The organism is Alkalicoccus daliensis, from assembly GCF_900103955.1.
Taxonomy (GTDB): Bacteria; Bacillota; Bacilli; order Bacillales; family Salisediminibacteriaceae; genus Alkalicoccus; species Alkalicoccus daliensis.
In genome coordinates, this window is record NZ_FNIL01000010.1 from 1 (window position 1) to 13,558 (window position 13,558).

Annotated in this window: 11 protein-coding genes, 14 tRNA genes and 1 rRNA gene; 23 read left to right on the forward strand and 3 right to left on the reverse strand. The window is 41.0% G+C overall.

Annotation, left to right across the window (positions count from 1 at the left end):
- The 21 genes from BLP92_RS13565 to BLP92_RS13665 form a co-directional block, all read left to right on the forward strand.
- A 23S ribosomal RNA gene (locus tag BLP92_RS13565) occupies positions 1 to 288 on the forward strand; the annotation flags it as partial.
- A gap of 76 nt (positions 289 to 364) precedes the next feature.
- Positions 365 to 439 (forward strand) — tRNA-Asn (locus tag BLP92_RS13570).
- A gap of 3 nt (positions 440 to 442) precedes the next feature.
- Positions 443 to 535: transfer RNA gene (locus BLP92_RS13575), tRNA-Ser, on the forward strand.
- A gap of 4 nt (positions 536 to 539) precedes the next feature.
- A tRNA-Glu gene (locus tag BLP92_RS13580) sits at positions 540 to 614 on the forward strand.
- 165 nt (positions 615 to 779) lie between these two features.
- Positions 780 to 855 (forward strand) — tRNA-Val (locus BLP92_RS13585).
- Between the two features lie 12 nt (positions 856 to 867).
- Positions 868 to 944, forward strand: a tRNA-Met gene (locus BLP92_RS13590).
- Between the two features lie 11 nt (positions 945 to 955).
- Positions 956 to 1,031, forward strand: a tRNA-Phe gene (locus tag BLP92_RS13595).
- Positions 1,032 to 1,041: 10 nt separating this feature from the next.
- Positions 1,042 to 1,117: transfer RNA gene (locus BLP92_RS13600), tRNA-Thr, on the forward strand.
- 113 nt (positions 1,118 to 1,230) lie between these two features.
- Positions 1,231 to 1,315 (forward strand) — tRNA-Tyr (locus BLP92_RS13605).
- A gap of 18 nt (positions 1,316 to 1,333) precedes the next feature.
- Positions 1,334 to 1,409, forward strand: a tRNA-His gene (locus tag BLP92_RS13610).
- 19 nt (positions 1,410 to 1,428) lie between these two features.
- A tRNA-Gln gene (locus tag BLP92_RS13615) sits at positions 1,429 to 1,503 on the forward strand.
- 14 nt (positions 1,504 to 1,517) lie between these two features.
- Positions 1,518 to 1,592: transfer RNA gene (locus BLP92_RS13620), tRNA-Gly, on the forward strand.
- Positions 1,593 to 1,601: 9 nt separating this feature from the next.
- Positions 1,602 to 1,675 (forward strand) — tRNA-Cys (locus tag BLP92_RS13625).
- A 39-nt stretch (positions 1,676 to 1,714) separates the two neighbouring features.
- Positions 1,715 to 1,803: transfer RNA gene (locus BLP92_RS13630), tRNA-Leu, on the forward strand.
- Positions 1,804 to 1,821: 18 nt separating this feature from the next.
- A tRNA-Leu gene (locus tag BLP92_RS13635) sits at positions 1,822 to 1,907 on the forward strand.
- A gap of 297 nt (positions 1,908 to 2,204) precedes the next feature.
- Complete coding sequence (queG, locus tag BLP92_RS13640; protein WP_090843510.1) at positions 2,205 to 3,356, forward strand: tRNA epoxyqueuosine(34) reductase QueG; 1,152 nt, start codon at positions 2,205 to 2,207, stop codon at positions 3,354 to 3,356.
- Entirely contained in the window at positions 3,353 to 3,877 is a 525-nt protein-coding gene (locus BLP92_RS13645; protein WP_090843511.1) for a methylated-DNA--[protein]-cysteine S-methyltransferase, read from the forward strand. The genes queG and BLP92_RS13645 overlap by 4 nt, the downstream gene beginning before the upstream one ends.
- Positions 3,878 to 3,899: 22 nt before the next feature.
- Complete coding sequence (locus BLP92_RS13650) at positions 3,900 to 4,415, forward strand: hypothetical protein (RefSeq protein WP_090843512.1); 516 nt, start codon at positions 3,900 to 3,902, stop codon at positions 4,413 to 4,415.
- A gap of 22 nt (positions 4,416 to 4,437) precedes the next feature.
- A complete protein-coding gene (gene trmL / locus BLP92_RS13655; protein WP_090843513.1) occupies positions 4,438 to 4,926 on the forward strand; it encodes a tRNA (uridine(34)/cytosine(34)/5-carboxymethylaminomethyluridine(34)-2'-O)-methyltransferase TrmL in 489 nt (162 codons plus the stop codon).
- Positions 4,927 to 5,228: 302 nt separating this feature from the next.
- Positions 5,229 to 5,534, forward strand: a complete 306-nt coding sequence (locus BLP92_RS13660) for an antibiotic biosynthesis monooxygenase family protein (RefSeq protein WP_090843514.1) — start codon at positions 5,229 to 5,231, stop codon at positions 5,532 to 5,534.
- Between the two features lie 260 nt (positions 5,535 to 5,794).
- On the forward strand, positions 5,795 to 6,352 hold the full coding sequence (locus BLP92_RS13665; protein WP_090843515.1) for a DUF5366 family protein: 558 nt from the start codon (positions 5,795 to 5,797) through the stop codon (positions 6,350 to 6,352).
- 104 nt (positions 6,353 to 6,456) lie between these two features.
- On the opposite strand, the gene BLP92_RS13670 is transcribed toward BLP92_RS13665, so the two are convergent.
- On the reverse strand, positions 6,457 to 8,325 hold the full coding sequence (locus BLP92_RS13670; protein ID WP_090843516.1) for a transglycosylase domain-containing protein: 1,869 nt from the start codon (positions 8,323 to 8,325) through the stop codon (positions 6,457 to 6,459).
- Between the two features lie 180 nt (positions 8,326 to 8,505).
- On the opposite strand from BLP92_RS13670, the gene lepB reads away from it, so the two are divergent.
- Complete coding sequence (gene lepB / locus BLP92_RS13675; RefSeq protein ID WP_244516857.1) at positions 8,506 to 9,093, forward strand: signal peptidase I; 588 nt, start codon at positions 8,506 to 8,508, stop codon at positions 9,091 to 9,093.
- A 378-nt stretch (positions 9,094 to 9,471) separates the two neighbouring features.
- Here lepB and BLP92_RS18130 read toward each other — a convergent pair whose 3' ends face one another.
- Both BLP92_RS18130 and BLP92_RS13685 read right to left on the reverse strand, forming a co-directional pair.
- Complete coding sequence (locus BLP92_RS18130; RefSeq protein WP_210184572.1) at positions 9,472 to 9,834, reverse strand: hypothetical protein; 363 nt, start codon at positions 9,832 to 9,834, stop codon at positions 9,472 to 9,474.
- Between the two features lie 33 nt (positions 9,835 to 9,867).
- Complete coding sequence (locus BLP92_RS13685; protein ID WP_090843518.1) at positions 9,868 to 11,376, reverse strand: glycine betaine uptake BCCT transporter; 1,509 nt, start codon at positions 11,374 to 11,376, stop codon at positions 9,868 to 9,870.
- Positions 11,377 to 12,584: 1,208 nt separating this feature from the next.
- Here BLP92_RS13685 and BLP92_RS13690 point away from each other — a divergent pair.
- Positions 12,585 to 13,265, forward strand: a complete 681-nt coding sequence (locus BLP92_RS13690) for a peptidoglycan recognition protein family protein (protein WP_090843519.1) — start codon at positions 12,585 to 12,587, stop codon at positions 13,263 to 13,265.
- The last annotated feature ends 293 nt before the right edge of the window (positions 13,266 to 13,558 follow it).

Below are 13,558 nucleotides of genomic sequence, written 5' to 3' on the forward strand. Positions count from 1 at the left end.
CCGTCGCGGGCGCAGGAAATTTGAGAGGAGCTGTCCTTAGTACGAGAGGACCGGGATGGACATACCGCTGGTGTACCAGTTGTTCCGCCAGGAGCATCGCTGGGTAGCTACGTGTGGACGGGATAAGTGCTGAAAGCATCTAAGCATGAAGCCCCCCTCAAGATGAGATTTCCCATCGCAGTTTACTGCGAGTAAGATCCCTCAGAGAAGATGAGGTAGATAGGTCTCGGGTGGACGCGTGGCGACACGTGGAGCTGAGAGATACTAATCGATCGAGGGCTTAACCAAAAAAGCGTATTGTAAGGCACCGATTCCTTTACATATCCCGTTATCCAGTTTTGAGAGGGCAGTTTTATTATTTTATTCCACAGTAGCTCAGTGGTAGAGCTATCGGCTGTTAACCGATCGGTCGTAGGTTCGAATCCTACCTGTGGAGCCATCTGGAGAGCTGTCCGAGTGGCCGAAGGAGCACGATTGGAAATCGTGTAGGCGGTTTTAACCCGTCTCGAGGGTTCGAATCCCTCGCTCTCCGCCAGAATGGCCCGTTGGTCAAGTGGTTAAGACACCGCCCTTTCACGGCGGTAACACGGGTTCGAATCCCGTACGGGTCACCATTACTTAATTTTCACAGTAGTTGATATTCACCCGAGTTTTCAAACATGATCTTCAGGCAAGAAGGTCGAGAAAACAAAGGAAAAGACGTTTGAGCGTACTTCGGTGCGTGAGAAAAGGAAACGAGTGCAGTTGACGAAGAGATTCGCAGCTTATTGCATTAAGATGGAGGATTAGCTCAGTTGGGAGAGCATCTGCCTTACAAGCAGGGGGTCGGCGGTTCGAGCCCGTCATCCTCCACCATTTTAATAATACCGCGGGGTGGAGCAGTCTGGTAGCTCGTTGGGCTCATAACCCAAAGGTCGATGGTTCAAATCCATCCCCCGCAACCAATTTACATATTGGCTCGGTAGCTCAGTCGGTAGAGCAACGGACTGAAAATCCGTGTGTCGGCGGTTCGATTCCGTCCCGAGCCACCATTGTTACCTTGCTGGCCTAGCTCAATTGGTAGAGCAACTGACTTGTAATCAGTAGGTTGGGGGTTCAAGTCCTCTGGCCAGCACCATTTCTTACTTGACCAGTTTTAAGCCTTTTGATAATATTAAGCTTATCTTTTCTGAGATTAAGTTTGAAATGGCAGCCTGCAAAGAAATTCGCAGCTTATTTGCAAGAAAACGTGGAGGGGTAGCGAAGTTGGCCAAACGCGGCGGACTGTAAATCCGCTCCTTCGGGTTCGGCAGTTCGAATCTGTCCCCCTCCACCATTTTACTACTCCTGCATGGCGGTTGTGGCGAAGTGGTTAACGCACCGGATTGTGATTCCGGCATTCGTGGGTTCGATTCCCATCAGCCGCCCCATAAAATTAAAAACAAAGATAGGGCTATAGCCAAGCGGTAAGGCATCGGATTTTGATTCCGTGACTCGCAGGTTCGAATCCTGCTAGCCCTGCCATTTTTATATATTAAGCGGGAATAGCTCAGTGGTAGAGCACCACCTTGCCAAGGTGGGGGTCGCGGGTTCGAATCCCGTTTCCCGCTCCATTTTTATAAGGCGGCATAGCCAAGTGGTAAGGCAGAGGTCTGCAAAACCTCTATCACCGGTTCGAATCCGGTTGTCGCCTCCATAAATTAATTTTATATTGTACATAACTCCTAAGTTACCTGCCGGGGTGGTGGAATTGGCAGACACACAGGACTTAAAATCCTGCGGTAATTAATTACCGTGCCGGTTCAAGTCCGGCCCTCGGCACCAAAATTCAATTACATATTTGCCGGAGTGGTGGAATGGCAGACACGTTGGACTCAAAATCCAATGCCTTCACGGGCGTGCGGGTTCAAGTCCCGCCTCCGGTACCATATATATTAATTTCTCTATCCTGTTAATCAATAGGGTAGTTTTTTTATGGTTTCTGACAGCAGAAATGAACGAACTATTACTTATAAAAAGCTTTTGTCTAAAATCTGAAATGATAAGATAAAATAATGATTTTCAAGCAAAATGTTTCTCCAGGAGAAATTGACATACTTCATATGAAGTAGTAGACTTCATTCAGACTTGTAATACCAGGAACTAAGAAATTTGTAACTTTCAGCAGTGTATGGCGTCTTAATTTATGACTGAAGCTGCTTTTTGTGTAAAAGTGAGGGATCGGAATGAATGCCGATATTAAAAATAAAATAATTAAGTACAGTAAAGAAATTGGTATCGATAAGATTGGATTTGCTTCCGCTGATCCATTTGTTACGATGAAGGAAAGATTACGCGTACAGCAGGAAAACGGGTTCCAATCCGGCTTTGAAAAAGGTACATTGGAAGAACGGACTAAGCCGGATCTGCTGCTTCCTCAAGCAAAGACAGTAATTTCTATCGCCTTGGCGTATCCTTCTAAAATGAAAAATGCTCCCCGGTCTGTAAAAGGGGATAGAAGGGGAATATTCTGCCGTGCTTCCTGGGGGGAGGATTACCATCACGTACTGCGCCGAAAGCTGAATCTTCTCGAGGAATTCATTACAAATATGTATCCTGAAGAAAGATGCAGATCTATGGTTGATACCGGTGAACTCTCAGATCGGGCTGCAGCAGAAAGAGCAGGAATTGGGTGGAGCGGAAAGAACTGCGCAGTGATTACTCCAGAATTTGGCTCTTATGTATATCTCGGAGAAATGATTACTACGCTCTCTATGGAAGAGGATACGCCTATAGAAGATCAATGCGGCACCTGTAATAAATGTGTAGATGCCTGTCCTACCGGTGCTTTAGTGCAGGGAGGACAACTCGACGCTACAAAGTGTATCGCTTTCTTGACACAGACGAAAACAATGCTTCCAGAGAGGTATCGAAAAAAACTCGGGAACCGTCTTTACGGATGTGACACCTGCCAGACAGTGTGTCCTGAAAATAAAGGAATAGATGAACATAGACATCCTGAGATGGAACCTGACCCTGAGATAGTGAAGCCAAGCCTGGAACCATTGTTAACGATATCCAATAAAGAATTCAAAAATAAATACGGAAAAATCTCAGGCTCCTGGCGCGGGAAAAAACCAATTCAGCGAAACGCTTTAATAGCTTTGGCCGTATTTAAAGAAGAAACATCGCTGCCGTCTATTATAAAAGTAATGAATGAGGATCCGAGGCCTGTGATGCGGGGCACAGCGGTATGGGCATTGAAAGAAATCGCACCTACTGCAGAAACAAAGCATTTGTTACAATCCTTTAAGACGAAGGAAGAAGCACCGGAAGTACTGGAAGAAGTAGAAAAAGCGTTAGCCGATCTTTCATCTCAAGGAGGGATGTACGTATGACGAACATATATTATACGGAGTTATCCTCGCCAATTGGTCCGCTTACCATGGCGAGTACAGAAAAAGGTATCTGCAACATTACATTTGGATCTTCTGAGAAAATGCTGGATACGCTGAAGCGGGCCTGGAAAAAACATGAACCTGGAAGCAAATTTATTTATGATGAAAATGGCGGCTGGCTGACACAGGGAAGAAATGAGTTAAATGAGTTTTTTCATTCCGGCAGAAGGAATTTTGAAACAGCACTTGATCTTCGAGGGACGCTCTTTCAAAAATTAGTATGGAGACAGCTGCAGCAAATTCCTTATGGAGAGACAAGGTCTTATAAAGATGTGGCGGCAGCAATTGGGCTCCCTAAATCAGTCAGGGCAGTTGGCGGAGCAAATAACCGCAATCCTATTCCTATCATTATTCCCTGCCATAGAGTAATTGGAAGTAATGGTGCACTTGTAGGCTATGGGGGAGGAATGAATAAAAAAGAAATTTTATTAGAAATTGAAGGAGCTCTGCATAAACTATAAATGAAATAAGGAATCTGGTGAAATGATGAAAAAACTGCTATTATTGATGCTGCTCCTTTTCCTAAGCGCTTGCCAGTCACCGGAAGCAGTTTTAACTGAAGCGGAACAGAATGTCCCGTTTCAGCTTCTTATGCCGCAGGAGCTTTCTAAGGAATGGAGTTTAAAAGAAGTAATTTATGAAGATGACTTAGTCGTTGCTGTCTACAAAAATGATCAGAATGGGACGATTGAACTAATTCAGGATCCTAAAATACAAGGGTTAAATAAAGAAGTGCTGCGAGATTATCTGAAGCAGGGGGAATGGGGAGAGCAGGACATTCAGCTGTCTTCTCAGGACATGATGGTAATAAGGAATTATGTAGGAGAATGGACTGCGCTTGAAGAAGAAGAATGGAAAACGCAGTACACATTTGTAAGGCAGTTTGATTTATTCACAGAACCTTTAGATGGTCTCCCTTATTATCAGGTAATTGGGGTGGAAGTGCCGGCTGAGGAAATAATTAAATTTGTAAAATCCCTAGATAGATTGCACAGTTAAAAAACAAACAGAGGTGTACACAGTGGCTATACATGTTGTTCTTCATGAACCGGAAATACCAGCAAATACAGGAAATATTGCCAGAACATGTGCGGGAACCAATTCAGCACTTCATTTAATTCATCCGCTTGGATTTTCGACGGACGACCGGATGCTGAAACGTGCGGGATGCGATTACTGGCCAAATGTTAAAGTGGAGCATCACGATTCTATAGAGGAATTGATTGCGGCTTATCCTGAAGGGGAGTTCTATTATATTGAAACGATAGGCAAAACATTTTATTCAGAAGTAGATTACTCTGACCTGGAGAAGGATTACTTTTTTGTGTTTGGCAAAGAAACAAAAGGGCTCCCTGCGGAACTTACAGAAGCGAATGCAGAAAGATGTTTGTTAATTCCTCAAACGAATCTTGTACGATCGCTGAATTTATCAAATACGGCTGCCATTCTGGTATATGAAGCCATGAGACAGCAGAATTATACAAGTATTCATACCCATGTGAGCAATTAAATCAGTGTGAAATAAATAAGGGGGAATCTCAAATAAATGATGAGATTCCCCCTGCAGCTTTTAGAAATTAGTTACTGTCAGACTTTGTGTTGTAACCGCCGGTCCAGATTGACGCTAAAAAGACAACACATACTGCAAGTATCAGTAATAGATTCACAAACTCCGCCTCCTTATTTTCTCTCTACATTAAAATATACCATGTTTAATTAAAGAAAAAAAGTACAGATACTATTATGAGTGGTGAAATAATTCAGCAGAGAGTTATAATAAGGAAGTAATGATAATTAGGAGGAGGCACAAATATGTATGTAGTAATGAACCAGCTTCATGTTCCTGCAGAAGGAAGAGACAACGTGGCAGGGCGCTTTGCTAACAGTGCAGAGAAAATGCGGGAAGTAGAAGGCTGTCTAGATTTTATGTTTCTTCAGCCTGCAGAAGATGAAAATTATCCTGTCGTTTTAACAAAATGGGAGAGTAAAGAAGCCTACCATAACTGGATTCATAGTGATGCTTTCAAGAAGGCGCATCAGCCTAGAAAAGAAAATTTGGACAGCAGTCCGACACAGAGCAACAAGATATTCGAATACGAAGTACCGCACCACTTATAAAAATGAATGCTGATAAGAAGTGCCCCTTTACTAAGGGGCTGCTTTTTTATGAATCCTTCGAATATTACCAGCATATGCTGCTGATGCAACAAGAATGGCTGCCGTTTAGATAAGCCTATGGCTGAACGCATGTTAATGAGGACCTGCATTCGCTAAAATTTCACATGAATAAGAGATGCAATACAGTTCATATTAAACAGGAATCTTTTACCGTCATTTTATTAAGAAAAGCTATACATAGAGATTAGGAGAAAGAGCTTATGAGAAATGCTTATCTTACCAGCCATTTTCCATTGATTTCAATTGTTTTATTCAGTTTATCATTTGGAATTTATACAGAAAGAATTATCAGTGCCTATCTGCAGGAAATCGGAATCTATAGTGGAATGACTGAATTTTTCTCAGAGCAGGGAATTGTATTCGCTTTAGTTTTTGTCGCCTGGCTGATATATTTTATGATTTTTGCAGCAATGAAGCTGATAGCAGATACTATTAATGAATTGTCGCTGCTTTTTTTCTCTAAAGAGGAAGAAGGGGTCGATATTAGAGTTATTAGAGGCGGCTCCTGGATTTTTTTAGTAACAGGTATATTATCTTTAATAGCTGTGATAGATATTAGAGCACTCGCTGGTATTTTTCTGCTGGCATGCTTTATATATTTTATCTTTTTCGTTTACCGCGTAAGTGCTTCTATGAGCCCTATGGGATTAATAGGTCTGATTATGTTTCATATGATCATCTGGATTTCTTTTTTCATTGCCGTAGGGTACCTCCTGCTTCGATTGTACATGAGTGTTTTATCCAGTCTTCCTTTGTAATCCTGGCATTATTAGAAAGCAAAAAATATCTGGAAGATTTACTATAGAATAATGCCTCCTTCCCTGTATAAGAGGAAAGAGGCATTATTTTTTGTTAGAGGATTTTATTCCAGTGTACGCATGATATCTCTCCACAAATTCGTATGGCTGTTATTTCTGCTTTGTTCCTGAATACTTTCCGGCTGATCTTTTCCAAGCCAGACACCTGCTGTATAATTACTGTTTGCTCCTACAAACCACAGGTCATTATAATCGTTCGTAGTACCTGTTTTTCCGCCGAGGTAGCCGGACGTATTATAATAGGCCCCTTTACCAGTACCATTCGTTACAACCTGGCGCATCATACCACGTATTTCCGCTGAAGTTTCTTCGCTGTATACTTTCTTCCCCGGTATATTCCACTCATACAGAATTTCTCCCTCTAATGATTCAACAGACCGAATCGCCCGTGGAGAAGTATAGTAACCATTATTCGAGAAAACAGTATATGCCTGGGTAAGTTCGTTGACACTTACTCCGCGGGAAAGTCCTCCAAGCGCAGCTGGAAGCTTACGGTCCTCGGCAGTAATTCTGGAAAAATTAAATTTATTCAAGTATGAAAAACCGGTATCAATTCCTATTTTATGAAGAAGTCTTACAGCTGCTGTATTATAAGAATTCTTCAATGCCTCTTCCAGCGTAACTACGCCGTAAACAGCACCACCTGAATTGCGTGGAACATAGCCGTCATAGGAGAAGGTGCCTGCATCAATTAAAGAAGCAGGATCTTCGAGAGGATTTTCATTTAAATAAGGAGCGTAAGAGAGTAAAGGTTTTAAAGCGGACCCCGGCTGACGAAAGCTTTGATATCCTCTGTGAAAATCGAATTTGTTATAATTGGTTCCACCTGTAATTGCAACGATTTCCGCTTGGTGATGATCAATAATACTTGCAGCAGCTTCGATGGAGGAGCCTGAAAATCTATCGTTAATAATACTTGTCACTTCTTCCTGCACAGTTGGGTCCAGCGCTGTATTTATTGTTATTCCGGAACCAAGTACACTCTTCACTTTTTCATCAAGCTCTTCCTCCAGTACAATTCGGGTTTCTTCATCAGCAGACGCAAGGCGCTCTGAATATCCTTCTGAGGAAGAAATAAGTTCCTTCAATTCTGCATTTACATATGTTACATAATCAGGATATTTGTCTATTCGGGTATTCAAGTTCATTTCAATGGGTGCTGCCGCTGCTTCGTTGAATTCCTCTTCTGTAAGATAATTATTTTCAAGCATCCTCTTCAGCATATATTCCTGCCGTTCTGCAGTAGCTTCAGGATTCTCAAGAGGATCATACCGGGAGGGACTATTTGGAATTGCGCCGATATAAGCGATTTCAGCAAGAGATAGTTCTTCAGAAGACTTATTAAAATAAAATTGACTTGCTGATTCAAAACCGTACACTCCATTGGCAAAGTAAATTGAATTAATATATAACTCCAGAATTTCCTCTTTTGTTTTTTCACGCTCCAGCTGATAAGCATAGAGGAGCTCTGAAATTTTTCTTTCATATGTCTGTTCATGGGAGAGGTATAGGTTTCTAGCTACCTGCTGTGTGATGGTACTGCCGCCCTGATCTATCGTCTGTGCCTGCAGATTCACGAGCAGCGCTCTTGCTATTCCGTTGATATCAAAACCTTCGTGCTGATAAAAATAACGGTCTTCCACTGCTAAAAACATATTAATAACTTCTTGGGGAATACTATAGTAATCAAGATACACCCGGTTTTCTTCTGAATAAATATCTGAAACTATATTCCTGTCCCGATCGAGAATCTGGCTGTTCGTTGAGATCCGCAGATCATCAAACTGTATGTTTTCATCCAGGACTTCATGAAGCGTCTGCGCAGAAGATAGTTCTTCCGTAAGCTGTGCAGAAACTGCTAGAGAAAACGTAAGAAAAAACGCAGTGATTAAAAATCCCATAAGAGCTCGCAAAGGCTGAACCTGCTTTCTTGTTAAAGATACTATCCTATATTTTACCCTGCGGAGGAAGGAATAGAAAGAAAAAGTAGTAATTTTGCCATGTACATAATATTACCTGTTTAAATACTGGGAGAAAGGGCTATTTAATAACTATGATACATTGAAATAGCTAGTAAGCTGGAGGAGATGAAAATGCAATCTAAAAGGAAAGTAAAAGATATGTACCGGAAGCCGGTATGGCTTCGGATTGCCTGGGGTACAATGCAGGCTGTTCTCATAGTAGCAGTCTTCTCCTTTGTAGTAAGAGAGTTTATGTTTACGAATTATGTGGTGTATGGACAGTCAATGATGCCTACCATTAGAGATGGAGAAAGAATCATTGTTAATAAAATAGGTTATGAACTAATGGAACCCGACAGGTTTGATTTAATTATTTTTCATGCAGATGAAGACTCTGATTATATAAAAAGAATTATTGGTTTACCCGGAGATGAATTAAGATATGAGTCCGACACCCTCTACGTAAATGGAGAAGCGGTAGAAGAAGATTTTTTGGAAGAGTCAAAAGGAAGTAATGGATCAGAAGTTTTTACTGATGATTTCACTCTGGAAGATTTAACAGATGAGCAGACGGTTCCAGAAGATCATGTGTTTGTATTAGGGGACAACCGGCAGAACAGTATTGACAGCAGGCAGATTGGATACGTCCCCGCCGAGGAAATTGTAGGACGAGTAAATATGACTTTCTGGCCGCCACAGAATATACGGTTTGTCCATTAAGTAATTTGAAGAAAGTAATAATTCCTTTTTGGAATGCGATGCGGTTTTAAATAAAGCTGCCAGTAAGGATAGTAATTCATAATTGAATAAATCTTTACTTAACAAACTGAAAAGCTCCTGTACACGATCAGGAGCTTATTTCTTTTTTAATAGCTACCTTGAAAATAAAAGTTTTGCTAAAAAGAAGTAATCATACTGCTTCACTTTCGGCGAGGTTTGCCCAAGGGCTTGTTCTCGACTAATTTTGGCGGAAAGACCGTCCGCCAAAATTAGTCGAGAACTGCGCTTATCCTTTGGGTGTCCTCTCCTTCGTTACACAGCAGTATTAATTTTCATACTTCATGGTGCAAAAATTTTGCATGAGTGTCTCTGTTAATGCTAATTTGAAAAGAGAAAACTTCGCTGCAACCCGGCCTGCCGTGGACGAGCTCCTCCGCTTCCTCGCTTCGCTGTGGGTTCTTCCCAGCTCTTTCTTCCCTTGGCTAAACAAAAGAAAGAGAGTGTTTCTGTTACAAGTTTTTCTATCAACAAAACGTAGACAAAGCGGTATAGACGCTTGCGGGAAAGCAAGAGCAGAAGATCCGCCGCCGGCGAATTTCCGGCGGTTAGCTGAAGCTTTGGCCGTGGCAAGCGATTGTAGGTGGAAGAATCGTCCTCCCATAAATAAAAGCAGCTCTCCCCAATGAAATTTGGCGAGAGCTGCTTTTTTATAGAGGGGGTTTTGTCCCAGCCTCTTTCCATTACTGAAGAATAAAGCTCCAGTACCTATAAAAATTATGAGCGTTTCTTTTCTCTCTCCGCATCCAAAGCTGCTTTTTCTATACGTAATGATTTAATTAATGACCAAGTCATTAAGATCATTATAATTGAGAAAGGAAGAGCAGCCACGATCATCGCATTTTCGAGTCCCTCTAAGCCTCCAGTGAAAAGAAGGATAGAAGCAGTTGCTGAAAGCATCAGCCCCCAGATTAACTTTACAGTTTTAGGAGGAGTTAAAGAACCATTTGTCGTCTGCATCCCAAGAATAAACGTTCCTGAGTCAGCAGAAGTAATAAAGAAAGTAGCAATTAAAGTAATTGCTATTACAGACATAAATGCTCCCATTGGATAATTATCAAGTACTCCAAAGAGTGCTTCTTCTGTAGCTAATTCAGAAATTGCTGCAATTCCATTCTGTTCAAGGAAGATAGCTGAACCGCCAAAGATGGAAAACCAAAGGAATCCAACGATGGAAGGTACAAGTAAAACTCCCAGAACAAATTCGCGAAGAGTTCTTCCTTTGGATACCCTGGCAATAAAGGACCCTACGAAAGGTGCCCAAGAGATCCACCAGGCCCAGTAGAAGATAGTCCAGCCATCAATCCAGGCTCTCTGCTCTTCTTCAAAAGGTGCAATTCTAAAACTCATACTCGGTAGTTGCTGAATATAAGTACCAATCGTGTTCGTAAAAAGGTTTAAATTGAACAGAGTTGGACCAAAAACAAACATAAATGCAAACAAAGTTACTGCCAAAATTAAGTTAACATTGGATAAAATCTTTATTCCTCTGTTAAGACCTGTATAAGCTGAAATTAAAAATAATACCGTAACTACTAGGATAATAATAAACTGAACCGTAAAATTATTTCCGACACCTAAGAGAAAGTCAAGGCCGCCATTAATCTGCACAGCACCGAATCCCAGCGTACTTGCAACACCTACAACAGTAGCAGTTACAGCAATGATATCAACTGCATGCCCGACAGGTCCGCGTGAGTATTTTCCCAGAACAGGACCTAGTGTACCACTGATAAGTCCTGGAGCATCTTTTCTAAACTTAAAGTAAGCTAATGCCATTGCGACTACGGCATAAATTCCCCATGCATGTACTCCCCAATGGAAGAACGAAAAACGCATTGCCTCCATAATTGCTTCACTGGATCCAGTTTCTGCTGTTGGTGCATTTGTCATAAAGTGTGCTATTGGCTCTGCTGCACCCCAGAATACAAGCCCGATCCCCATTCCAGCTGAAAAAAGCATGGCGAACCAGGTTAAATAAGTATATTCCGGTTTGTCATCAGGCTTACCTAACTTGATTTTTCCAAAAGGACTAACAACAATAAATCCACATACCAATACAAAACCAGTGACCACCAGTAAGTAATACCACCCTAATGTATCAGCAATAAATCCTCTTAATTCTCCGCTGTAAAATTCAAATGTGGAAGGGGCAATAATTCCAAATAAAACGAAGAACAATAATATACCAAGTGCTACCCAAAATACAATTGTAAGTTTCTTCATCGTGTTCACCTCTCCTCATTTATTATATATACCCTAACCCCTTAAGTGGAAACAACACAGTGTTTATACAAGGGCTCATCTAAACAATCAACTATTAACTATACTATAGTTAATTGTTTGTTTGCAACATAAGCAGTTATAATCATACTTCTGCTCAGCAAACAGTAACCTAATATACTATATATAGAAATTTTCGGTAACTTTGCTCATAAAATAATGGAACTGATGTTGTTAAATGAACATTACTTTGCATCCATGCAAAATTTTGCACTATAAGAAAATAAACACTGCTGCGTAACGAAGGAGCACAAGCCCTTGGATAAGCCTATCTGGAAGTGCAGCAGCGTTATGGTTTTTATAAAACAAAACTTTTATTTTCAAGGCAGGTAAAATATAAAAAGTTGTGTTGATCCGGGCTCCGAATCTCATTATATATAAGTTAACCTTTCCATGCAGTTTTTTAGACATTTTTTATACTGGAAATAAAAGTATTTTTTGATATTCAGGATCTAAAATTTATATTTAATGAGTACATAACCTGAGGCAATTTCATAATACAAAATCAGATAATTTAAAACGAACAATAGAGGACCCCTTCGTTATAGACGGATGCTTTCCCGGGGGCTTGTCTTCAACTGAATAGGACGATAAAAAACCTTCGTCTTATTGGATCTTCAGACTGCGCTGATCCTTCGGGAGTCACCGTCTGTCACTCCGGAATACTTGTTAAAAACGAATATTAAATGTTTAATATCAATGAACGTTCTTCAATTCTCCTTGAAAATGTAATTATGAAATTGGCTCAATCTATTAAATCATTGTAAATAATTTAAATTAACGAGGCCCGTTTTTAAAAGGGATTGTCTTCAATTAAATAATTCTAAAAAAATATAATAATATCAAAAATATCTCTTCATCATTTTTGTTTCCATGGGTACACTTTCCGGGCGGACTGATCTCAGCTCATTTCCGCCCCATGGCTCGTCGGGAGGAATGGATCTTTGGTTCGGTCTTACCTGCCCTAGAGCCGTCCCATTTCCAAGCCGGCTGTAGAAAAAGTATTTTTTAAATTAGAAAGATCATTTATTTCATTCTCTCTATCCCTGTTAACTACACTTTGCAATATAGGACTTAATAATTCGAAATTAGCTTTAAATATCCCCTCCTTTTTCTTGTTATGCGGGTACTTGGAAGCAGGAGGAGATAATATGAAAATTCTTGATCAACGAGGAAAGCTAGTTCAGCAAAGTAATGCACGGTATAAAGATGGAGGACAGCCGAACAGAATCACTATTCACCACAGTGCGGGCAATACAGGAAGTGCAGATACTTTTGCACATTATCATACGCAGCACCTGGGATGGCCGGGTATTGGTTACCATTATGTGATAAACAGAAACGGAGATATAGAACGCTGCTGGAATGATACGGTCGTTTCTTATCATACCAAAGGAAGTAATACGGGAAATATCGGAATTTGTCTAGTGGGGAACGGGAGTTTTACAACGGAGCAGATGAAGCAGTTAATTACCTTAATACAGTCTTTGCAGAAAAGATGGGGGATTCAAACCTCTAATGTGAAAGGACACCGGGAATGGAAAGGCCAGCAGACGGAATGTCCAGGGTTTGAAGTTTCCAGAGTACGGGGACTGCTGCCTGTACGTAAACTGTTGAGAAAGGGAAGCAAAGGGGAAGAGGTCCTGGAGCTGCAAAACAGGTTGTTAAGCAGAGGAATTCCTTTACCCGTTTTCGGGGCGGATGGAATTTACGGAAGTGAAACTGAAAAAGCAGTTCGTGAGTATCAAAAACAATATAATTTAACAGCTGATGGTGTTACTGGAGCGGAAACTTGGGGAAGCTTATTACGAACTGAATACCTTACTACATGAATTCCAATATCTAATTTTTAGATGATAGTAAATAAGCTCTTTAATTTTAACTATATTAATTCAGGTTTACTTCATTCTGGAGGTTAAATAAAGAATGCCGAGCCATTGGAAAGAATCTTCAGACTGGCCTCCATTTCTGCCGCCGCAGAAATCAGCCGAGAGGAAACGGAGCGAATCGAAGATTTAGGGTGGGAAAGTCAGCGGAGAGAATTACCTCCGCAGGTGGAAGCTAGGGAGCGTATGCTTTTTACAGAAATTATTCTTTCCCAACATTATAAAAAATAAAGCTGCCG